This is a genomic window from Legionella sp. km772 (assembly GCF_003989735.1).
GTDB lineage: Bacteria > Pseudomonadota > Gammaproteobacteria > Legionellales > Legionellaceae > Legionella.
The window spans coordinates 19,319-44,528 of the sequence record NZ_RZGQ01000004.1; the positions used below are offsets into that span (position 1 = coordinate 19,319).

Below are 25,210 nucleotides of genomic sequence, written 5' to 3' on the forward strand. Positions count from 1 at the left end.
GTCGAGCCTTATTAGACAGCTAGCTCGACCTACTGAATAAATCGGATAAGTATTTAATCGAAAGCTATCTCTTCTGCAGCAGGCCTTAGATTATAATTAGAACTCATGCAATGACCATAGGCTCCAGTATTGGCAATTAATAAAATATCCCCCTCTTTAGTAATTGGCAACAACCGGTCATAACCTAAAGTATCTCCCGACTCACAAATAGGACCAACGATATGAGAAAAGACGGCTTTTTCTTCATAAAGACGCGATAGATTAACAATTTCATGATAAGCGCCGTATAAGGATGGCCGGATTAGCGAATTCATCCCCGTTTCAATACCAATAAACTTCACTTTTCCTTTCTCTTTGCATTGAGTTACTTTGGCAAGAATAACGCCACTTTCAGAGACAAAAAAACGCCCGGGCTCGAGCCAAATTTGTAAATGGGGGTGTTGGGTTTTGACTGCTAATAATGAAGCGTCTAAGGCAGCAAAATCAAGCGGAAGTTGACCTGGTTTTTCAACAACACCTAACCCGCCGCCTAAATTAATTGAACGCACCTCAGGAAATTGTTTAGCTAATTCAGCAAGCATTAGAGCCGTTTCTTGCCATAATTCAATGGTTAGGATGCCGCTACCTGAATGGGCATGTAAGCCAATTACCTTTATATGATGCTTTTTGGTCAACTCTAAAACTTTATTAATATCATTTTGAGTAATACCAAATTTCGATTCATTACCACCAGTGGAGACGTGCTTATGATGACCAGCTCCCGTGCCGGGATCAAGACGAACAATGACTTCTTTATTGGCGAATAATTCAGGCCAGTGCTCTAAAGGGTAGAGGCTATCAATAGTAACATAACAGCCTATTTGTAAGGCATATTCATATTCCAATTTCGGCGCAAAATTAGGAGTAAATAAAATACGTTCTTTACTGATATTAGGAAAAAGTTCTAAAACCAGTTCTAATTCTTGAATCGACACGCACTCAAAATTAATGTTTTCTTTTTCTAAGGTTTGTAGAACTGACGAGTGAGGGTTCGCTTTAATAGCATAAAATATTTGATCCACAGATTTTAAAGCCAATAACTGTTGAGCACGATGGGTCTGAGTTGGATTATGATAAACATAACAGGGCGAATGCATCGAGCCTACAGTAAGCAGGCGATCGCGCTCCGTTTCCCACCAAGGCGTAGGCCGTACATGGGGTTTGCCAAATTCTTCATGCCAACTTTTTGAGTAATAAAATACTTGGGGATTATTTTCGATCAATAAATGATGCAGCTTCTGGCATAATTTATCCGCTTGGGATTCATCTACTACAAAGGTTAGATTTAAGTCATTTGATGCTAAGGACATCAGATAAACTTGTTTGGCATCGAACACTTCTAAAGCTGGGCCAAGATGAGGAAGGACCGTGCGAATGTGATGGCCTACTAAACTTACGGCGCTACAAGGCTCAATAAGCTTTGCTTTACCAAATTGATTTAAATCTGCGAGCAGTTCATTAATAGCCGGCCTATCGCGTAATTTTGCAGTGGTATCTAAAGAAAGGGTAACATTAAATTCCGAGGATGAAAGGAGATCTACGGAAAAACCGTGCCTTTTAAAAGCAGAAAAAACATCAGCTAAAAACCCTACTTGTTGCCACATATTTAACGTGTCGATCGAGATTAATAAAATACTGTGCTTTACCTGAATCGATTTAATCAGGGGGGCTGATTCATCAATATCTTTGGTGATTAGGGTGCCGGAGTGCTCTGGCATTTGCGTAAATTTAACTGCCATAGGAATATTCGCTTTCCGAACTGGGGGAATACAATTGGGATGCAAAACTTTAGCGCCCATGGATGCAATTTCCTGGGTTTCATCATAATTAAGTTGTTTTAATAAACGAGCATGAGGAAGTTGATGGGGGTTGGCGGTGTAGATGCCAGGAACATCGGTCCAAATCTCACACATTGATGCTTGTAATTTTCCTGCTAATAACGCAGCCGAGGTATCGGAGCCTCCCCGTCCTAATAATACCGTCTCCCCTTCGGCATTTGCGGCAAAGAAGCCTTGAGTGATTATTGCTTGTGCACCACTTGCGAGAAACTTTTCCACTAAGTGAGAATCATAGTCACTTTCACAACGCGCGGACAAATAATTAATTAAGTCCCCGCCTAAGGAGGGAGTACTTGTTAACAGTTCACGAGCATCATACCATTGCGTATTAATCCCTTGGTTTTTTAAAAAAGCCACGCCTAGACGGGTCATCATTAATTCGCCTAAACTCAAAATTTGAGCTTGAGTTTTTGCGGGCGCTTGCTTTAATAAGGCAACTCCAGTTAGCCACTGCTTTAATTGGTGTAATTCATTAGTGATAAGTTCCCGACTTACCTCTAAATCATTGGCTAAATTGAAATGACTGGTTTCAATATCATTATAGATGCTCTGGTGCTCATCTAACAGTGCAGCATCAATGGCTTTTTCGAGTTTATTAGAAATTTGAGTTAATGCAGAGCATACAATAACAGGCTGTTTCCCTGCTTTGATATGTTTTTGAGTGATTGCTGCAATATTGTTCCATGTGGCTCGGCTAGATACACTAGTGCCCCCAAATTTCGTAACGATTTGTTCCATAGGTATTCCGCTCAAAATTAATACAGGTTAGCATGGACTAAAGGCCTTGTACAAGAGTATTTAGAGTGAATTTTTAATTTAATTCTAGCGCAGTTGGAGCGATGGGATTAAATTGTTTCATACAATTTTTGATGTCATCTAGTAAAGCGGCACTGTCTGTTTTTGCTTTAAAAAAACGCCAATCGCGATTGATAGAAGTATTAAGACCAAAACTTAGGATAACGACGACTAAGTTCAGGATGTCTAAGAGGATTTGTTTATAACCTCGATGCTTAGCAAGAATAACGCTTGCTTCATCGATAGAGAGAAGCATGGATTTAATAATAGGCGTCCGTTTCATAATAATCTGTTCTGTATGTGCAGACAATGTTCGTTGGAGCTCGAAGGCGACTTTCGCACTTGCTGCATAATCAGGATTAGTTTTGCTGTTCATTGCGTGAGTAAATGCCTTAATTTTGAGCCGTTCTATTGCGGCTATTAATTTAGCTTTTGGGTTTTGGGTTTGGGCAGCTTTTTGCTCCATCTCCATTTGTTTAAAGAGAACATTTTTAAACCAGCGTTCACGTTCTTGACTGCTTAGTTTGGGATGATGTAGGGCACTATTAAAAGAAACAAATTCCTGGCTTTGTGAAAGAATATAATGAAGCTGACGAGAGGTGACCCAAGTTCTATGTTGAATTGCGCCATTGAAATTGGGTTTTGCCAATAAAATATCCGCGATTTCTGCGCTTAGGTCATCGCGTCCTAACAATTGATTAATCTGCTTCGCAGAGAGATTTTTCTGACTTAGTTTTTTTAACGCTTCTTTACTTAAGTGCGGTAGTTTAATTAACTCATCCAGTTCTAATTCACTTTTAGCCGTGTCAATCATTTTAAATAAAGGTAAGGCATCGAGCACTGAATGATCACAAAGGGGTAATATTTTTAAACCAAAGGAAGGACTAATAGGATTTAGGGTTTTCAATGGGGGTATTATTTCTTTAGAAAAATTATGTTGTTTAGCCAGACTCAAAATAAAGAATAATAATTCTTCAATTTCAGGTTGTAAGGGTGAATGACGGTGTTGCTCAATCAAAAATAGGGTTATTTGTTTTAATTTGTTAACACCGAGCAAGATAGAGTTTTGAACGATGAGGCTTTTTAACAAGGGAAGAGAGCATAGAGGCTTAGTTAATAAATCAGTTGTTAAGCTATCATCGGTATTGATATGGCTAAGTAGTGCCAGCCAAATTTGGGTATTGTTTGAAAAATCTCTTGCAAGGCATTGTAAGATCTCAATATTAATAAATTCATCTAAGGAATTTAATATAAATAGAATTTCCTCCTCATCCATTGTGGGACAAGAGTTTAAGATTGCAAGGAGGGAGTTGGAACTTTTTAATGGATGATTATAAAGACCCTTCCTCACTTCTTTATTTAACTTTGGATGCCCACAGATGGCTTCAAAAACTAAAGGAGTTAAATTCGGTTGGGCAAGAATTAGGAGCAAATGTTTACTGTTAATTTCCTTTTGCGCAAGAATTGAGCGGTATAATGATTCATTGAGATCTGTTCGTCTTAAAAAAAGGGATATTAATTCCTCGGTGTTACATTTTTTACTGAGTAATAATAAATCTTGTCTATCAAGGGGTTTTTCATGGAGCAGTAACAGAAGATTTTTTAATTCTTCGTTACCTGCAACATTAGTCATATCGCTTAAAGGAAAATTAACTTGTTTTAGATGGCGAGAATTAAAAATCTTAATCACTTTCAATCCTAATTTAGAACTAAGCCAGTTTTTTTGAATTAACTCTATCATTGACTCTACGGCGTCTATTTCGATTGAATGCTGAAAAAGCTCTAGCAAACAATCTTCCCACGCCTCTTTTTTTGTGCTTAAGCTAAGCTCTAAAAAGGCCTTTTGAGCCATAGTGGTTAATAAATTAGGGCTTATTGGTAACGATGCGTGTTCTAGAATTTTTAAAAAAAATTCAGGCGAAGCAAAGGAACTATCTAGTAAGGAGCACAGACTAAATTCCTTTATTTTAGGATGCGTAATAAGCTTCAATTGAATGACTTCACTCGTTGGGTAGAGTTGGCTTATTTTGTGTAAAGTAGTGGTATCAATTTCAAAATGACAATAGGGTAATAGATCAAGCATCTCCTCTTCATTCGGAGAGGTTTTACCCATAATAAAACTCAAGGTGCTACTTGAAAAATTAGGATTGATATAAACGGATTTTTTTACTGCAGCACTAGCTTGGGGGTGAATAAATGCAGCTTTAAGTACTCTATCACTAGTGCAGCTTTTAATAAGGGTTTGTACTTGTTCTTCCGAAAGGCTGGGTGTATTTAGCAGATTTAAGCTCAACTGCGTATTTAGATCGGGTCGCTTTATAAATAAATTGATTAATTCAACGGTGCTACATTTTTCATATAATCGTTCTAAATTTCCCCTCAGTAAGGGGCCGGTAAATTGATAATCGACAAGAAGTTTTAACTCATCAAGGCTTGCATAAGGAATGATGTATTCAAAAAGTAGCTTATGACTAATATCTCGTTTTAATATTTTAAGTATTTTAATAGCTAATTTAGGGTAAGGGATTAACTCAAAAGGATTGATTATAGAATAAATAGAAAAAAGGATAGGATTTTCATTTGGAGAATTGAGCTTCGTTTTGCTTTGAGTATAAATTGCCTCAAGACTTTGTAGAAAACAATTTTCCCACTCCTCTTTGTTAGAAGACGGGATGATTGCGCGCTTATATGCTTTTTTAACGATGGCTTGATGTATTTCCAATGCGATATTAGGGGCCTTAGCCTCAATTATTTTCTCGATAAAATGCGGGGTACAGAGAGAATGATTTAAAAGTTGTTCAATTATAGAAACATTCGCTGCAAGATGTTTAGTTGTTGCCACTAATAAAGGTTCTGTAGATAAGGGATTACTAACAATCGTGGATAAAATCTTTTCATCAATGGGGGCTTGGGGGTTGGCTAAAAGATTCAGAAGTTCATCGTCTATTAACAAGGGCTTGGCTTTTATAATCTCTAATAAAGTCGTCGCGCTTAGCTTGGGATGGGTAATAATGCTTTTTCTAATTGCTGAAGAGGTGCGAAACTGGTAGTAAATCTTTTCAAGAAGGAAGGAATCTTTTACTTTAGACAAGAGTTCTAAAATTTGCGGTTCATTAAGGTTTTTTTTGAGCAAGGAATCGATAGCCCTTGGTGTCAAAGGGTCTCTTTTTAAAATTAATTGTAGGTGATGTGCTTCTGTACATCGTCCTATTAATGAATCGTACATTTCCTCTGTAAATAAATCAGTCGGTAGTTGTAACAATTTATCGGTAAGTAAGGGATCTTTTTGGGGTAAATTGAGAATAGTAGACAATAGTTCTTTATTGAGATTTTTGCTTTCTATAAGTTTACAAAGGATTTCAATTGAAGAAGTAAATCTTGCAATTCTTTGGAAAGCCTTTATTAATCCCTCTTTATTTTGTATGGCTGGATGCGTATACAAATGCTCCATCATATCGATATAAGCATAGATTCTATTAGAATACTGCTTATAGAACTCAGCTAAGGGCTTGTTTAAATAATGTTCTAGCAATAATTGTTCATTTGGTGAAAGTAGCAGGGTGCCCAAATGTAAAGCAGATTTCCCCAAACTTTCTAATAAAGAGGAGAGCTTGGCCAGTTGCGCTAAATGTGTATTGATGTAAGGAAGACTTTTTAAAGGAAGACGAAACCTTTGTTGTAGATTGGTTAAGCTAGGAGGGGCTGTTTGCCAGTTGGCATGGATATCGGCAAAAGCAGCTGCTACTTTTTTATATTCCTCTGCTTGGCTAATACTGGCTTCAGGGAACAGAATGCTCCAATCGAGAAGACTGAGATCATCATAGGGATGCTCTGCAAGGTAAATGAAACCTTCCATATTCGCTTGACTTAAAAGGGCTTTAAACTCTTGGAATTTTTTTTCGCAACCTGGGCGATAGGGTAAAAGGTATTGTTCAAAAAAATCTAGCTTTTGCAAAGCGAGTTCGTTGAACCAGTCCGATTGCAACTCTGGATCTAAAAAGGAATTAAATTCTCCATTAAAAAAACGTGCTTGGTCACGAAGCATTTGATAATTGGTGCTATTCATCTCTCGAGGCTGAGTGCCGCAAAGTAGGGTGTCCTCGGTGGTTGCAACCCAACTGTCTGATGTTTTCTCAATCTGTTCTTTGAGCTGTTCAAAATCTTGAGGTGTAAGAATCATTGCATGAAGGAGGGATCCTTCTTTATGATACCAAATCAAGGATGCTGGTTTCATAAAGGCATCTAGATAGGTTTTTTGTTTGGTATAGGTCTGTGCGTAACTCTTGCTTACTCTAAGTTGCTGTGAAAATAAATCAAGTGGTGGTTTTGCAGGATCACATAAACTATTTACTAGTAGTGAGGTTTGATTTAAATCGTCTGGTTTTGAATATAGGGTGCTAAGGGAATAGCCTTTCCAGTTAACTGGTTTACTTTCCTCTAAACTGGGATCAAATAATTCATTAATGGTTGCTACTTGTACCTGGGTTGCTTTATGGACTTCCTTTTGGGTTTCTACTTCAATGGATAAGTCATTAATACTGCTGTCATATTCAGGTAGACAATGTATTAATGCCTTATTTATTAACTCATCTAATTGTAAGGAGCATTTTTTAATTTCTGCCTCAGATAAAAGTCCTTCTGTGGTCAATATACGAATACATGAATTTAAAAGTTGTTGTTTATATTGTTCCAGGATTTCTTTTGTTGCTTGTTTTTTGCTTAAAGCGCCATATAACTCAAACAGATCATTGGAGGGACTATGAACAAAAAAAGACTTAAACGCTTGTGCCATCGCCGCTTTAGTTTTGGCTAGGCCTGATGGGATGTTTTGAATGCGGTTAAGACAATGGCGGCGGATTAAATTAGCCATTTGTCCCTTCACTGCAAAGAAGTTATCCAGCAATAAGATATGTGAATCTGCTTTAGAGAATTTTTTTATAAGGACTGGGAGGGTTATCTCCCTTAATTGGCTGGGGACTATGAGCTCAATACTTTGTTTCTGTCTTAGACCACGCATACGCATGCTACCTTGAAGAAAGGCCTGCAAAGAAGTTTTTTCATCTACTAAAACAAGGCCATGAGCCTGCTCATCTTGGGCAAGGTCGGTACCTAAAGTACGGGCTTGATCATAATAGGTGAAACGCTCCGTGGGTGTGGAACCAAGAATGCGGTTAATTTCATTACTATCTGTAGTTTTAAGAAAGATGACCGAGTTAGGTTTATTAACATCAATAGCGCATAAAACTTGTTGTTCATTGAAATAAAGAACCTGTTTTAATGGCCTACTAAATTGTGATTGATGGTTGCGAATGTAAAAGGCGAGTTCCTGGGCAACGGTAAGATTTGGAATCCCTTGAAAAGCGGCTCTAATATCAATAATAGCCCGGCAATGTTGTAGCGATTGCGCATGAGTCAAAATGTTGTTTATAAAGAGGGGCAGGCTTTCATCATCTTGGGCTTTAATCGCCGTTTTCTTTTGGGTTAACAACTCAATAATGTAATCATCGGTTCCCAATGAAGAGGTTTTATCATAAGTAAGTCGTTGATGGTAAGTCGTGTGGTTGGATGGGGTTCCTGATACTGCTTGAACTGTGTGGTATAAATCTACATGATTAAAGGAGTCGCTATGAATAATACTGCCATCGCGTGGAATGAGTTTTAAGGTTTGTTGTTGCAATAGATCTAAAATTAAGGCCTTATTATTTTTTAGACGCTCATGAAGAGCAGTAATTTGCGCTTCATCATTTAACTTTATTTGGTTTAAGGTTAAACCTAAATCTGGCCATAATAATGCAAATCCTTGTGCTGTTGGGGTATCCTCGATACGAACTAATTGATTGTTTTTAAAAAGTTCTTGCAGGGCGATGGCCTGTAATTGAGCGAGATATTCTTTTAATAACTGTTTACTTACCCCCTGAATAAAAAGCATTTGGGCTGCGTAGTTCATAGCCTCAAGATTATTACCAAAACGACTGCGCTCATTAGGGACATTATTGGCCTCATAGGGGATAGGCAAGGTTTGCTCGATAGCGCTTAAATGAACTTTTTTAGAGGCACCATAATTTGTATTCAAACGACGAACAAGGGTGGCGGGTAAAAGGGTATTGATTTGTTGTTTAAAAAAAGCCAAAGCAGCTTTAGTTTCAGCGGGAGCTTTAGCGATTAGCGCACAAGGTTTAGCGGTATTGGTGAGATAATTAAAAAGTTCCTTAGCTGCGGTAGGGCTGTATTTTTTTTCTGCGAATTTAACAAAGCCATACAATGGGCTCGAAACTTCTGATAATAATTTTTGTGCTATTTCATGCTGGAACGGTGTCCAGTTATAATCTTCACTAAGCGAAGGTGCCGTTTTAATAAAGTGGGGATCAATGAATTGAAATAAGGCTATGGTATTTAGAGCGATATTGGGGTGAATGGGCTTTTGATCACCAAGAGCATAATTAAGTTTCTTTTTTACCCATAAACTTTGATGTACCTCATCAATAATGGCATCGCCATGCTGGTGGATAAGATTAACCAGCTTATCGCACCAATAAATTTGTTTTGTCCATTCCTCGTCATGGGGTTCTTCCTCAAGTAAGAGCTCTATATATTTTAATTCGAGTGACTGCATGGACTCGCCAGTAGTAATCATATAACTACGACTTGTCATTAGCTCTATAAATTTAGTGTATAATTCTTCTAAGCGTCTGGATGAACAATTACTCTCTCTATTAAATTCAAAACGATAAGGTGTTTTACCGAATAGACGTTGAGAGGTGCGATTGAGATCGACATAATTGGTGGCTAATAAAGCTTGCGGAACCTCGACAATGACTAAGTTGGTTCCTTGAACCTTTTGCTCGGCGACGATAGGAAGAATGACTTTTGATTTCCCACCGCCGGGAATTATTTTTTCTACAGTTTCTTTAAATTGTCCAGTTTTGGTCCGCTGCAATAAGGTTTTTAGGGCGGATACTTGACGAGCTCTTAGAATAATCCCTTCTTCATGTTGCAAGAGTACTAGCGCGGGTGATTCAAGACCGGGAACTGTTTCTTGGCTTAGTAAGTCCAAACCAGGAACTAAGTCTTGCGCATCGCCACTATGGATGGTTTTTTTTATGGCATCTTGAATTTTGCACAGTGATTGGTACTGGAGCCCCTTAACTAAGCTATCATGGATTAACGCATGTAGTTTTTGTGCCTTTTCTAGGCTTAAACCGGTCTTTGAACAGGTAAAATTTAGGTTGCCCTTAATATATAAACTATACAAATCAGCTTTGTTTAGCTGGAGACGTTTTTTTGCGGCTAACTCCATCTGCCATAAAGCTATTTTTTTAGGATCTTGCGGGCCTTCATTTGCTAGCTTTAAAACTTTTTTTTCTAAGTCTAAATAGGTTGAATGGACTTTAGGGGCAATAGAGTTTACTACCTCTTGAATTTGCGACCAAGCACCGGGGTCTTGCATTAATGTTTTGGCGAGCTTAATTTGTTGCTGTTCTAACAGAAGTTGGTTTTTACCGGCTTTAATTTCACCTAAGGCTAGCTCCTCTTCATCTGAATCAATTTTTTCAATCAACTGTGCGTGTATTGACTCATGTTTTTGTATTAATTCTTTATATTGCCCTACAAAAAATGCAAGTCTTGTGGTTTTTTCACTAGTTTGAAGAAGGGGCACATAGCTCGATATAAAAGCTTGCGGGGGCAGAATAGGATGTTTGGGAATGCGTTCTAAAATTTCTGGGGGAGTAGCTAAAATAGACTTATAGACATCACATACTTCGTAAACTGATAAAGGTGGAGGACTAAGTTTCTTAGCTTCCAAGGTTAATTGATGAAAGTTAGAAGGAGCTCTTGCACTGATTCGGACACTGTGAGTTGCAACGCGATATAAAATGTTGGCGAACAGTGCTTTGTTTGTTGATTGTTTTGCTATCGGAATATGGCGTTCTGCTATTAGAGTTCGGGTGCAAAAATTTAGGAGCGCATTTTTTTTATCGTTATTGCCACTGCTCATTATCTGCAGATAGACAGGAAAATAAGTAATTAGTTTGCCCTCACTAATCGATGATGAGAGTGCGGTTATCGCCTCATTTACCAATTCTTCTCGGGCAGGGTTACCAGGAAGATTATTGATCCAATCATTGAGCTTATTAATTTCAGTTTTGCTTAAATGAGCTTGCTTAATGTGGCAGTCCTCTGGCAAGCTAAGATCAATTTCATTGAGCTCTAAGGTGCTGGAGACCGCCATTACCGGATGCAAAGTAGCCAGCTGTGTCTCGATGTGTTTCAATCTTTCGGCGTCTGATTCTGAAAGTAGGCTACTGCTCTTAAGGCCTAATAAACTATGATGCTCTTGCTGCAAAGTCTCAAAATTAAGTAACATCCATTCATAACCTAAAGCACCTAGAGGCGCTTTTTTTGAGGGTTGCGCTTGTTGATAATGGTTTAATAAATGTTTTCGTTCGTTCGCTGATAAATTGTACGATTCAGCAAGATGACGTCGCATTGCTTGGAAACGCGTAAAACTATTATAAATCAATGATGGGAGGGAGTTTAAAAAGTTAATTTGCTCGTCATATTGTTTTTTTTCCCAAAAAAAATTAGCAGTATGGGGTTCGCTGTATGGCTCTGGAATTTTAAATTGATGCTCCTGTGACAATGAATCACATAATAAACTCAGTGCTTTTAATTTACAGGCAATATAAGGCGGTGTTTTACGCAGTGACTTTTTGGTTTCTTTCTCTTTACCAATCAATACCTGTGGTAGCTCATTACAAATCCAAGAAAGGTATTTTAGCTCATCAGAGGAACCCGTTAACCCTCCTAAACGTGTTCGGCAATCTTCCAAAACTGTCCACGCTTTTTCCGTTTGATGAGTTGCAAGGTAGATATAAGCTAAATAAAGAGCGTCTGCGGAACTGTCAGCAACAGGTTCATTATCCTTTAATTGGAAACTGACATAGTCTTGGCTGTTGTGATAATTCCATAGCGGTTTCTTTTGTAGATGGGTTAGATTTTTATCTATATAATTTTGGGCGATTGTATTATCAGTATCATGAATTACAGGATAGAGAGCACTTGGCTCAGCTCCAGTAGATGAGGCGTAAAATTGAGCTATCGGGATGACTAGTCTTTGATGGCTTTCTTTCTGTAACACCAGGCCTGCGACACAGGGGTGGATTGGCGAGGGGCAGTTAAGAACGACCTCCTTCGTCTCATTAAGCATTAAGGTATTATGGTTGCGATGAAAGCGAAGCTTAAACCGTGGTAAATCAACATAAGCCTTATCACTACTTTGATGATGTAATAAAAACTGCGGGCTTTCGAAACGGGTTAATAACTCGGCCCAGGGATTGCGAAGCGGTTTTAATAAAAATGGGGTAGAGTTACCCTGGCCGTCTAAAAGGCGAATGATATCGCCGTTAATTTTATAAACAGCCTTGTTATTTTGTACTAATAAACCCTCGTGGGCTAGATTTAGTTTACGCCAATAATCGCAACTTCCATCCAAAAGGATACGCGGTAGACCATTAATGATAGATTGAATAGATTTATTAGCATAGGCTGATAAATGGTGAGGGCTTAAGGCTTGGAGCTCATAAAGGAGTTCTGTATCATCACAAGTCCAATATTGTTGCACAGTTAAGTTATTATTTTGATGGTAGATTTTTGCTTTCTTCTTATCTTGGATTAGGAAAAAATAACTTTCATCAGCAGCGCTCAAACATTGCTGCGGAGTGGTTAGCTTCAGGTGCTGAAGTAAAGGATGATTTTTAAGCTGTAATGGAAGACCGCTATGGCTTAAATTATTTTCAAATAATTTACCTAACATTAAGTTAAAGGTGTAGAGGGTTTTACCGCTAAGATTAACTAAATTATAAATGGGGAAATCACCACTTAGGGTAAATTCGCTCACTAAACTATTATTAGCTGCCAGTAGTTTTTGGGCGGTAGCCATCAGATAATGACTATTCTTCTGATTTTGCTTATATAAAATGCTTTGGAAATTGGCAATTGCACAATCAAAAGCATTCTTATCCGCATCTGTCTCTTCTAAAAGATTCGATTGGGTGTGGCTTTGAACATAAAGATAGGCATTTAAAGCACCTTCAAAATCCTCTTTAGTAGGAGGCTGCATCAAGTGCATTTTTGCTGTTGTCGTAAGAAAAAGATAATAATTCAAACCATAAATGAGATCGGGATTAGATTGTGAGCTTAGTTGTTTCTGAATTTCTTGTTGGAGTGTTTGCAAACGGCTAATCCCTTCAGACTCTCCTGTTAAAGCGAGGTACTGACTAACAAGAAAATTTAATTTTATAAAAAATAAAGATTCTGCAAGGTGGGATTCATGGTGGGTAAAATAACGCCGGCCCGTATGCAGAAAAGTATCAAATTGATTAAAAAACCCCGCTTTTTTTACAGCAGCTATCAAAAGACCCGGTTGAAATAAATTGGCTTCTAAATAAATGCGATTAGAGCGATCTGCCAGTTTAGCTATATTGCGTTTAAAATAATCCAAAGTAAGTGGAATCTGTATCATGGGAACCGCGCGCAAATGAAAATAATCCCGAGCAATAATATCCTCCGAGGTCATGGCGCGTGATAAGAATTGGCTTTCAACGGGTTCAGGATAGAGTTGAATGTGGTTTGCCGTGCGCGCTTCAATAGCTTTTGTATAACTAGATTGTGTGGGAACATCGCTTAATAACGCTTTCTTGATAGCGGAGGAAGTTAATTCTATATGTGGTTTGCTAAGCTGTTGGTTGAGCTTTTCATAAGGAATGAATGTTGGGAATAAGGGGGTGGATACTCGGAAGGCATTAAACATTATTTCTGGGGTGATGTAAGGTTCTTCTTTGTAGGGCGTGGTGAAAAAAGGATTAACATAGGTTCTTAGCTTTCCTTCATAAGTAATATGGGCCTTAATTTTTGCAAGCAGCGGATTAAAACGCGCATCGAGAATTTTGGTTCCAGCAAGGTGTAAAGACAACATATATAATGATTCTAACTGATGATGTCTTAAGCAGTTGAATAGTTCGGCAATATTACTCCCAAAATCCTTAGTAAATTGTTGCTTTAATTCTTCATTAAGTAGAGGCTCAGTTTTAAGTAGTTCATTAAAATAGGCATAAAACTCATTATCAAAGCTTAATTTTTGCTTAGCGTATTTTTTTTGTAATTTTAAAAAACGTTCATCTAATTGGGGGTTATGGGTAGCCCAAAATGGATTTCGTTTTTGATTGCCAATAATGGATTGCAAGGTTTGATTAGTGAAGCTTTGAAATGAGGGAAGTTTTTTTTGCTTAGCAAGTGCATTTTGAATATCGGTTTGTAAAGAAAGGGCGCTAAGCACTAACACATTTAATTTGCTGATTTGTGTCTCTTTAAGCCAATTTTTTTGTACGGAGTGAAGTAATTTTTGTACTTGCTCAATTTGGTGGTAAAAGCGTTCAAGATCTTCAATAGAACTCACATCTGTATAAAACTCATCCTCGATATGAATGGGCAAGGCAAGGAGTAAACGCTCTAAATGAAGATACTGCAAAGCAAGGTTATCAATACGAGCGATCTGGGTAGTGTATTCTATTAATTGGGTTAAGAATTTTTCCTTGCTAAAATGTATCGGAAGGGACAAAGGCGGAGTATATCGATAAGCCCGATCGTTTATAATAAATGAAGCGAGCTTTTGTTCGTACAATGAATAGTAAACATAGCGTTCTTTAGTGCTTGTTTTAAGTTTACTTGGCAAGGGAAGGGCGTTAATTCTTTTTTTTAACTCTTCTAATTCCGTGAAAAAGCTCCTCGTTTGTTCATCACTAAATAGTTCAGAACTACTTAAGATCTTTAAATTATTTTCAATGGCTAAATAGATTTGTTCGGCAACGGCTGAATTAAAAGGCTCTGTCCCAGAGCAGCAACGCTCACAATAATCTTTTAAGGCATAGAGTTTAAATTTAAAAATAAAAGCTTGATATTCTACAAGGGAAGTGGAGTTAATTTTTAGCATTTGGTGAAGTACACGCTGTGAGCAGGTACCGGAAAATTGCCCTGCTGTATAAGCAAAAGGTGCGACTATGGAATTAGTTTCCTCCCCCCCCGCATAAATAATTGAAGGAAAAACTTCCTGGTAAAGTTTTTTGGCGGTCATGGAGGTTTGAATGTCATCAGTTTTTAAGCGTGCCTTTAATAAACGGCCAATAAATAATTTAATTTCCTCTGGTCGTTCTTTGCTGCTCGTTAAAGGAATAGTCCAGCGTTTTGTTGGATTATATAACTCCCTATCTGGAGTGGATTTTTTCGCATGGTAGCCAATACCGTCGCCAGAATTATAGACAATAAAATAATAACCCTCTGCATGACGAATGAACTCGTAAACCATCGAGTGTCCGCCTTCTTCGTCAAGCCAGCCTCCTGGCAGTAACAGTCTTTTTCCAGGACTAAGATGCTCCATATCTTTATGGATAGTAGTGGCTAGGCGATCAATATGTTCGTTTAGCTTATCGGGTGTAACTGATGCTTGCACAGAGTTTTCAATATTTACTAAATAAGTCATGTCTTCTAGAAGTTGCAGGTATTTAGGAGTTACAACAGCTTCAGCGTGACCGAGGCTTGCTAAATAATTTTTTAAATAATTTGCGGTCTTACTGAGTAGATGCGCTTCCAATTTATAGGTTCCTGATAAGAAAGCATCATTTTGAATATGGCCAAAGAGAGAGGCATTGATTGACATGAATAGGGCCTATTTCGAACATTCCTTGTTAAAAGCAACATTAAGTAGATTTAGCAAGTGATGTCAAGAAAAATGATGGGGGGTGATTTGTAAATATTACCCATGGTGCTCCTTATTGCCTCATGTTGATTTTTAATTTGTTATTTATTGAATTTATTAAAGAAATAATTTTATTTAGCATTTGAAAACCAATTAATTTCATTTATTATCGAAGAGTTAATGACTAATGAAAGTACTTTTAATAAGGAGTGTGGGAGTGAATAACATGCACAAACCCCTAAGAACTATAGTTAGTACTGCAGTTTTAGGTATTTTAGCTGCTAGTGCTGCTCATGCAGGAAGTTTTGCTTTATATACAGAGAGTAGTCCTGCTGCGATCGGTAATTATGCTGCCGGTATTGCTGCTGAGGCTGCAGATGCCTCTATTGGTTGGTATAACCCTGCAGGGTTACCTTTACTGCGTGAACAACAAGTTACTTTTGGTGGAGTTGGCGTATTTCCTAGCACGAAACTAAGCGGTACTAGTACTTTCACCACGGTTACTGAAACCGGATTACCAGCACTATTTCCACCCTCAATTACCTCTATATATCCTCAAGCTTATTCAGGTATACAAGGTGCTGAAAATGGTTTTGTACCTTCTGTACACTATGCCTTACCACTAGGTGAAAGTGCGACATTCGGTTTCAGCGTGGTCTCTCCATTTGGTTTATCTACCGATTGGGGCCTTGCTTCTCCAGTGCGTTATCAAGCCACTAAAAGTGAACTCATTACAGCCAATTTCTCGCCTGAACTTGGTGCGAAAATAACCAATAACTTTTCTTTAGGTGCCGGTTTAGACCTCCAATATGCACGAGTTAAATTTAATAGAGTATTAGGCATTCCTACCTTTTTAAGTAGCGTGGGTGCCAATCCTTTTGCTGATGACAGCCTAAGCTATAACAAAGGTAAATCGTTTGGCGTTGGCTTCCATGTGGGTGCGATGGGGATGTTCAACGATAACCACACGCGTATTGGTTTAAATTATCAATCCAAAATGCGCCATAAATTTAATGGATATAGCCAATTATCTGGTCCTTTAGCTACTCCTGCTACTAATTTATTCTTAGAGCCTGTATCGCCACCATCGATTATATTAAATAATAATCTAAGCTCTAATTCTATAGAGTTTCCTGATGTATTGACTTTAAGTGCTTATCACGATCTGAATGAAAAAATCGCGCTTTTAGGGTCAGTCGTTTACACTGGTTGGAGTTGTTTCGACAGCATTCAATTGAATAATGTCGCCGCTCCTAATGTTAATGTTTCTATACCAACACAAACAGCTACGGTGTCGCAAGTTTCTGTAAGCTCGACTTCCTTGCAAAACTACAGAGATACTTGGCGAGCAGCTATTGGTGCTAATTACAAATTCAATGATATATGGATGCTTCGTGTTGGTGGCGGTTATGATCAAACTCCAACTAATAACGTTTATAGAGATATCCGCTTACCTGATGCTGATCGCTGGGCTCTTTCCGTTGGGGCACATTATCAGGCAAGGGCAAATGTTGGCATAGATGTTGGATATACCCATTTATTCGCAGTTAATGATCCAGTTGTTAATCGTACTGATCCTCTAGCCGCTGGTTCCACTTATAATGTAGATGCCATTGGTTCTGTAAGCGCTGATTTAGTGGGCGCACAAGTAGTATGGAAGATGGATCAACCTGCTGTTATGCCCATGCCTACGAAATAAGCTTTGCGTTATAATTTAAAAAAGCCACTTTAAGTGGCTTTTTTTATCGTTTTTAAAGTTAAGTTCAAAAACCTGCAATTATTATTGACTACCTCATAAAAAAAGCCGCTAAGCGGCTTTTTTTATGAGGTAGTGTTCATTTAGTCTTTATTAATTGTTGTCTCACCAAAACCATTGACGATAATGGTATATCCATTTGCAGATAGTCTTTTAGGGGTAATATCACCGCTTGCCAAATCCATGGTTAAAGTCCCTATGACAATGGGGTTTGCTGTATTGGTAGCCATTTTTACAACAGCAGCACAGGTATTATTTTTAGTATGACCATAGCAAGCCATTTTCACTAGGTTCCAATAAACCTGACGAGTGGAGTTTGCACTTGTTGCGTAAGGGGAGGGAACACCTGCAACAAACGCATTAGATTCTTCTGTTGTATTATTATGAGTAGTTAAATAGGTAGGAGTTGCAAACGCAGCAATAGCGCTTAGGCTTAAAGTGATTGCTGATAAACTTTTTAACATAAACTTCATTAAGATTTCTCCAAAGAATTCAATTTAAAATCGTGGACTACTATAGGGCTTTATCAGCTTGGAGGCAAGTTTATTAATAAAGTGCCAGGACAACTGCAGCGAAATAATGCACAGTTAAGCCTTGCTATATTGTTTACGTTCCGCGCTTTGACAAGCTCGCATCAGAATATAGACTGGATTACCTGCATAAAGCACGAAATGCAGGCTGTGCGTCCACTAACTTTACAATTAGATGCGTCTGCCCTGATAAAATGCTTAATAGGTAAACCATACTCATTAATGCCCCTTAAAGATAAATCCAAACACTATCCAAAATAAAATAATTTTGCTCTGTGTGTGTTATAATGGAGCAAATAATTTTCGATTCTATTAAAAACAGTATGCCTCATTCAACATCGAATTACGCTCACTTACTTGATTCCTTTTATACAAAGAAAGAAAAGATACAAAACGATAGCATTGTCATACGTGATTTGGTGATAAATCCTGTATTTCCTTTGTTTTCCCAAGGTGAAGCCGGCTTAAACATTAATCCTTACACCTTCGATATGCATTCACGATTTAATGATCATATCGAGTTTTTATTTGATTTGGCTAATGATTATCACCGGCAAGCTTATTGTCTTGAACTTGAAGGTAAATTTTATTTACAAGATCGCTATAAGAATACTATTACAAGGCTCTCATCCAATGAGATTTCTTTGTATGGCCAAGATTACTTAACCATGAAGGATTTTAGATTGCTCCTGCAAAAAATCGATGGCCTAGCAAAAAAATCCTCAGATAATGTTCATTTATGTTTAAGTTCTTTTCCTGTATTAGACAGTAATGGCCGAATACTCAATTGTACGCTTTATATCAAAGGGGGAAGAGATTCTTGTATAGAAACGGTAGTGAAAACTACAGTATCAACTATTGATTTAACCTATTCTGGTTTAAGTAATTTTTCCCAGGTTTATAGCCCTGATTCCGAAGCATCCTCTTTTGTGGGAACTACCCAAGAGCTTATTTCCAATAATAGCGTTTTCGAGTTAGAAACTAGTGGAGGCGCGCGCTATGTTCAAGCAATAGATATTTGTCTTGATCATAAATTTAAACGTGCTAAAAATTTGTTTATGCAGCAATTAGATCCAGGTTTTCCTATTGATAGTACTCATTTATTAATACCTAAACAGGTAGATCATATTGTAAGTTCAAATTCTATAAGGCTAGTGGATGATGCTAAAATTACCACCTCTGTGTTACATGTTGATGCTAATCCTTTAGATTTTCATGATAAGGAAAATAGGGAACGTCCACTGGAGACTAAACTCATCTATAGTCCGGCTAAAATTTTAGAAAAATGGGCGAAAAAATATGCTTTATTAGAGTTAAAGTTGAAGAGTTTGGGTCTGCAGATTACTAATCCTCCTTTTGGTTCGGATTTCGATTTAATGGTTTATCAAGAGCGAAAATTAGCGACCTACACCCCGGAAATTGCAGAACGCGTAAAAGAATTTAATCAAAAGATTTTAGCCAAAAAATTAGCCGATATAATTGATTTTAATCGAGACACTCCTTCAGATGCCAGCAGGACTACATTGCCGCCTGGCCTACCTCCATTAGATAGCATCCCCGAGCTTAGTCCCTTGGTTAGCCTGCCAGAGCTTGACCCTTTGGATCTTCTAGTGGCCTCTGAACCAGCAGCATTTAATGCACAAGAGTTTGAAAAAATGCTGGCTTCTTTAGGTAGTCTAGAGCAAATCTTATCAACTTCGGGTTCATTTTCTGATGAGCCCTCTCTATCGCAGGCTGTAGATCCATCACCTTTTCCTTCGATAGAACCCTCAAATATTGAGCTTATTAATAGTACTTCAATCTTAAATAAAAGTTCTGTACCAGCTCAATTACCTACCTTTTTTCAACCCCATAGTAAGAGCAACGAAGTAGATTTAGCTAGCCTGCCTGAGCTCGACCCTTTGGAACTCCTAATGACCTCTGAACCAGCAGCATTTAATGCACAAGAGTTTGAAAAAATGCTGGCTTCTTTAGGTAGTCTAGAGCAAATCTTATCAACTTCGGGCTCATTCTCCGCTGAGCACTCTCTACCGGAGGCTGTAGATGAATCACCCTTTCCTTGGATAGAACCCTCAAGTGGTGAGCTTAGCAATAGTACTTCAGTCTTAAATAAAAGTTCTGCACCTGCTCAATTCCCTTCCTTTTTTCAACCCCATGGTAAGAGGAAGGGAATAGATATGAAGAAGGACGATTTAGTTGAGCCTTCTTCTAAACGTAGAATTACCATTCCAGGATAGGGCGAATTAAAACTAGATTCATTCTTGCTAAATCAAGGTCTGTATATTTATATAGGCTAAACCTTATTTACTGTGTTTTTAGCAGTCGGGCAATATCTTTAGCAAAATAAGAAATAATAAAATCTGCTCCTGCTCTTTTTATGGCAATTAGACTTTCTAAAATAGCTTGCTCTTCATTAATAAGTTGATGTTGGGCAGCGCATTTTATCATGGAGTATTCACCGCTTACTTGATAGGCGCAAAGTGGAACCTCAGGAAAATTTTGCTTCATTTTAGCAATAACATCAAGGTAAAAACCTGCAGGTTTTACCATAATCATATCAGCACCTTCCTCTAAATCTAAGGCTGTTTCCCGCACTGCTTCTTCACTATTAGCGGGATCCATTTGATAGGCTTTGCGATCACCAAATTGCGGGGCACCTTGGGCTGCCTCCCTAAAAGGACCATACAGACAAGAGCAATATTTGGCGCTGTAACTAAGAATAGGTATGTTTTCATGGCCTTTACTGTCTAAAGCTTGGCGAATGGCAGCTACCATACCATCAGTCATCCCGCTGGGTGCAACCCAATCAGCTCCAGCTTGCGCATGACTTACAGCCTGCTGTCCAAGTAGTTCTAAGGTTTTATCGATATCAATAGATTGGTCTTTAAGTGCTCCACAATGGCCATGATCAGTGTATTCGCAAAAACATAGATCAGTGATAATTAATAATTCTTTATTGATGGACCGAATTTTTTGAATCGCTTTTTGAATAATGCCATTAGGATTAAAAGATTCACTACCACAACTGTCTTTATATTTTGGTATGCCAAATAATAAAACTGCTGGAATGCCTAAGGATGTTAAAGTCTCGATTTCTTTAGGTAGGCAGTTCAGGCTTAATTGAAATTGACCGGGCATTGCTTTAATGGCTTGGGCTTGATCTAAGCTTTCGCTAATAAATAAAGGAGCAATAAATTGTTGCGGATGCAAACGGGTTTCTCTAACAAGGGCGCGGGTCATTGCTGTTCTTCGTAAACGACTTAACCTTAAAGGGATGTTGTAGGAATTCATTATTAGTTATACCTATTTTTTACTCGAAGTATAGAGCACATCAATCCCACTACTGGAGCTACTGCTGCTTACTTGAATGCTAAAAAATTTATTGAGCAAATATTTTAAAGTAACCACATTGGGATCGGCCTGGGAAAGACCAACATTATAACTCAAACTAATCCGTTTGGAGAGCGATTTGCTGACTACAAAGGCGGTTTTATCGCTCACTGTATTAGTTAATAGATTGTAATTACTATTAGTTTCTACATTAAAGTCAACACCAAGATTTTGTTTTAATTGCTCTAAGAGTTGAGTGCCTTGCGAATTATTCCCTAAATTCATCGATGAAATCGCCGCTAAGAGTAATTGTGCTCCGGATTTATTAGCCTGACTTGCCGGGCGCCCTAAAACCATCATGGATAATATATCAGCTTGAGAGAGGATAGCTGGAGTAGAAAATAATTTGATTTCTGGATTAATGAGACGTCCCGTCACCTCCACACCAACGCTAATGTTTCCTCGCAAATTAGCATTTTGTAAATTATTGCTGTTAAAATCTAATAATTGATTAGCGGTGGAATTCGTATCCACGGACGCTTTAATTGTTTTGGAGGCGCGTAAATTAATACCAGGATTATCAATGGCGCCACCGGTAAAAAATAATTCGCCCTGGTCAATCGCTAAATTTTGACCATAAGCTTTATATTCCCCTTCTACGACATTCAGTTCTCCCGTCGCACTCATTGGGCTTTGGGGCGTTTGTTTTATATGGACAGTTCCAGCCAGAGTTGCATGCAAACCTTTAGCATTAAGCTCAACCTGATCTCCAGTGCTTACTTGAATGTCTATTTGGCTTTGAATAGGGGAGGAGGAGGGAGCCTTTTCTTTGTGTTCAAAGACCACATCGCTTGATAAGCCAATACTATTAGAAAACGATTGAATTTTTATATTGGCATAGGGTATTAAAATAGTACCTAGTACTTGCAGGAGATCTTGGTTGTATTTTATTTGTAATTTTGGGGAAACATTTATTTGGTATTCATTACTATTCATAATAGGGACATTAGCTCCCTCTAAGCTAATTTCTCCACTGGGTTGAGGGAAGAGCAAGCCTTTACCTTTTAAGGCTAAGGGTTGGTTTCCTGACAGTAAAGTTCCCTTTCCTTCCCAATGATCTTTTTTGCCTATCACCGTACAGGCTATTGAATGTAAATTTATTCCTAAATTAGGTAATTCAACACTGGCTTTATTCAGTACTAATTTCGTTTCTATACTTGGCTTTTTAAAGCTTCCTTTAGCATTTAACGAAAGGGTCAAAATACCTTGGGGATTTTTAAGCTCAGGTATTAAAGTCGATAAAAAATCTAATGAATTCACCGCCAATAACAATTGCGCTGAGAAAGTTTGTTTTTTCATGAAACCTTCTGCTAAATTAAAGTTTGGTAAGTTAAATTTCATAGTGAATTTTTTATTCGAATATAAATTAATTGAGCCTGCACCCTGCACACCTTGTTTAGATAATCTGGCTGTAATAATTCCTTCTTGAAAAGCCAAAGATTTTATACTGCTGTCAGCGGGTAATTGATAATGGCCGGGAGCAATTTTTATATTAAGGGCCGCTTGATAGGGATTGTTTAATTCGCCAGTTAAATCAAACTTAGTGTAAAGCCCTTCATTTTTTGATGATTTATCATTCGTCTGGTTCAGCTTTAAATGAGCTTTCCAGTCCCAGGGAAGCGTGCCTTGGATTTGGCCATTGATTTGCCATTGATCTTCCGGTGTTCTATTAATTCTAGAGCTTAGCTCGACTTTTAGGTCGGGTAAGCGACCGCTAATGACTATCCGCCCTTCTTTGCTTAAGATTTCGTCCTTGCTAGTGCTAGGCCAATGGATCAAATCGCGCCATTTTATTATTTGTTGTAATTGGTTGAGATCTTTAAGGGTACCTTGTAAAGAAATAGAGCCAAAGCCACTAAAATCACCAGACCAATGGATCAAATTAACATCACCAGCAATATTTAAAATCCCTTGTAAGGTCTTTATTTGTTCTAAGGCCCGAAGTCTAATGGTGCTAGTGAATGAATAAGGATATTGAGCTTTGAGCTGTAAATCACTTAGGATATTTATACCCAAGTAATTAAAACTTAAAGAGTGCACGGTAATATTCTCTTTATTTATTAAAGCGGAACCTTCCACATTCTGCAAAATAGTGAGTTGATCTTGTTGGGTAATTTCGATGACCTCAGCATGGAATTTCCTAATAGTGAGATCTTGTTTCCATAAGGAATTAATTTTCCAAGAGATATCAGCATTTTTTACTTTAATATGAATCTGCTCATACTGATAATTTAATTCTTTAATTTGCACATGATCGAGTAAGCGGCCTTCTAAATTTTGCATTTCTATAGATTGATTAAAATAAGCACTAGTAAAACGAATTAGGCTCTTTAATCCTGTACTGGTGTAGGTGAAAAAAATAAATGCAGCGGTGGCTATAATAAACAAGACTAGCATAAAACTAGCTATTCGCTTTAGCAATTTTTTCATAAATCCGGTCCCATGCTAATTACTAGTCGTGGATTGGTGCCTTCTCGTTGAAATGATTGATTGATTTCTTGAGCGAGCCCTAATTTAATTGGTCCAATAGGTGATACCCACATAACAGATAGCCCTGCATCATACAAGGTTGATTTTAGCGAGGGATTATAAACAGTTCCCGCATCATAAAAAGCAATAGCATACCAATTTTTAAACACCTCCTTTTGTAGTTCAAAGCCCCCATAGCTCACAATTTTTCCTGGGCCAATTGAGTTAAAGCTAAAGGCCTTCATATTGTCTGTGCCTCCCAATAATAAGGCTAATGATAAGGGTAATTGTGTTACATCATTGATTGCTGTTGCACCTTGAATAGTATGCGCATAAAGGCGCAGTTTGATGGCTTTAATCATATAAGCAACTTTTGCATCGATAGAACCTTGGGCAAAAGAATTATTAGATAATAAGGCTTTGCTTGCCCCTAGAGCAGTGAGCGATATGCTATAGCCACTGGGTGAAAACAATGGGCTGGTCGTCTTACTAAACGTCCATTTTGCTTTCGGGTAAAGCATAAACTCATAGCTGTTAGGCTGTTCTGCGTAATTGAAACTTTCATATAAAGCATTTAATGATAAGGAACGCTTATACCAATCCAAGTTATGTTGCTGTCCTAGGGATAAGAGGTAAGCATTACTGTAACCGCTGGTGTAATTTAAATTAGAAAAATTACCGGTGATGTTATATTGATCAGTCACAGGATTTTTGCCAGGAATGAGGTACTGGGCTTGTAAAGCGTTTTGGGTAAATGAACCTTGAGCAATGGCGTTGAATTTATGCCCTTGTTTGTTCACCGGGATGATGTATAAACCTGCACGCCCTCGTACACCGGTATCGGTTCCATAGCCTGCCCCTAAACTATAAGAATATTTAGGAACCGGCTCTAGCTGAACTTCAATAGGCACCGTAGTTTTATTATCACTCAGCTGCGGTTTAACCAATACCGAGCTAAAATAGCCACTGCTAGCCAAATCATTATTTAGCTTTAATACCAGATCAGTAGAATAAGTTTGTTGCTCTTTAAAAGGCACAAAACGATGTAATAATTGGGGACTGATATTAGTGGGGTTAAATTGTACCTGGCCGAAATAAAATAAAGGCCCGGTATTAAAAATCAAGCTTATTTGAGCTGTATTATTATGTTTGATTAAAATTTCCGCTTTGTTAAACGTCCCATGTAAATAACCTAAACTTTCAGCTGTATTAGCGATGCTTAATTTAGCTTTATTATATTCTGGCATTAACAAGGGAGCCCCGGCATGAAGGGTAATATCGTTTACCGTTTTTTGCAGAGTAGGGTTATTAGCACCATCCCCAGTTAGTTTGATATTCACTGAAGAGATATAAGTTAGAGGGCCGGGATTAATATTTATTATGGCTTTCTGTTCCCCTACAATGCGCACATTAATTTGGGCTTGAAAATAGCCGAAAGGCTGTAAAGCACTTAATAAATGTAAACGTAGTTCTTCTGGCGTCATTTTAGCTAGAGGCTTTTCTTGTTGTGCCTCATCCAAGCGCTTTTCAATATTTGTTAAAGCCTTATCGCTGACCCCATTAATAACAAATGTTGCTTTGGAATCGGCGAGGGCTTGCAAGGAAGTACATAATAATAAGCAGCAAATAAATTGTTTCATTA

8 protein-coding genes are annotated in these 25,210 nt (G+C 38.0%); 2 read left to right on the top strand and 6 right to left on the bottom strand.

Translation table 11 applies throughout. The features are described from left to right. Nucleotides 1-53: 53 nt before the first annotated feature. Together ELY15_RS01140 and ELY15_RS01145 are read right to left on the bottom strand one after the other, a co-directional pair. On the bottom strand, nt 54-2,615 hold the full coding sequence (locus ELY15_RS01140) for a bifunctional aspartate kinase/diaminopimelate decarboxylase (RefSeq protein ID WP_199744135.1): 2,562 nt from the start codon (nt 2,613-2,615) through the stop codon (nt 54-56). Between the two features lie 73 nt (nt 2,616-2,688). Continuing rightward, nucleotides 2,689-15,384 carry a DUF3638 domain-containing protein gene (locus ELY15_RS01145; protein WP_127097823.1) on the bottom strand — a complete coding sequence of 4,232 codons (12,696 nt, stop codon included), beginning with the start codon at nt 15,382-15,384 and terminating at the stop codon, nt 2,689-2,691. A 265-nt stretch (nt 15,385-15,649) separates the two neighbouring features. On the opposite strand from ELY15_RS01145, the gene ELY15_RS01150 reads away from it, so the two are divergent. After that, nucleotides 15,650-17,122, top strand: coding sequence for an OmpP1/FadL family transporter (locus ELY15_RS01150; RefSeq protein WP_127097824.1), 1,473 nt, complete (start codon nt 15,650-15,652; stop codon nt 17,120-17,122). A gap of 140 nt (nt 17,123-17,262) precedes the next feature. On the opposite strand, the gene ELY15_RS01155 is transcribed toward ELY15_RS01150, so the two are convergent. Beyond that, on the bottom strand, nt 17,263-17,652 hold the full coding sequence (locus ELY15_RS01155) for a hypothetical protein (protein ID WP_127097825.1): 390 nt from the start codon (nt 17,650-17,652) through the stop codon (nt 17,263-17,265). A 344-nt stretch (nt 17,653-17,996) separates the two neighbouring features. Here ELY15_RS01155 and ELY15_RS01160 point away from each other — a divergent pair, with 344 nt between their 5' ends. Further along, nucleotides 17,997-19,946, top strand: a complete 1,950-nt coding sequence (locus ELY15_RS01160; protein WP_127097826.1) for a hypothetical protein — start codon at nt 17,997-17,999, stop codon at nt 19,944-19,946. Between the two features lie 67 nt (nt 19,947-20,013). Here ELY15_RS01160 and hemB read toward each other — a convergent pair whose 3' ends face one another. From hemB to ELY15_RS01175, 3 genes are read right to left on the bottom strand one after another with little or no spacing between them, the layout of a single operon-like run. After that, nucleotides 20,014-21,000, bottom strand: a complete 987-nt coding sequence (gene hemB / locus ELY15_RS01165; RefSeq protein WP_127097827.1) for a porphobilinogen synthase — start codon at nt 20,998-21,000, stop codon at nt 20,014-20,016. A 12-nt stretch (nt 21,001-21,012) separates the two neighbouring features. Then, nucleotides 21,013-23,529 carry a translocation/assembly module TamB domain-containing protein gene (locus tag ELY15_RS01170; RefSeq protein WP_127097828.1) on the bottom strand — a complete coding sequence of 839 codons (2,517 nt, stop codon included), beginning with the start codon at nt 23,527-23,529 and terminating at the stop codon, nt 21,013-21,015. Then, nucleotides 23,526-25,208, bottom strand: coding sequence for an autotransporter assembly complex family protein (locus ELY15_RS01175; RefSeq protein WP_127097829.1), 1,683 nt, complete (start codon nt 25,206-25,208; stop codon nt 23,526-23,528). Before ELY15_RS01175 ends, ELY15_RS01170 begins: the two co-directional genes overlap by 4 nt. Between the last annotated feature and the right edge of the window lie 2 nt (nt 25,209-25,210).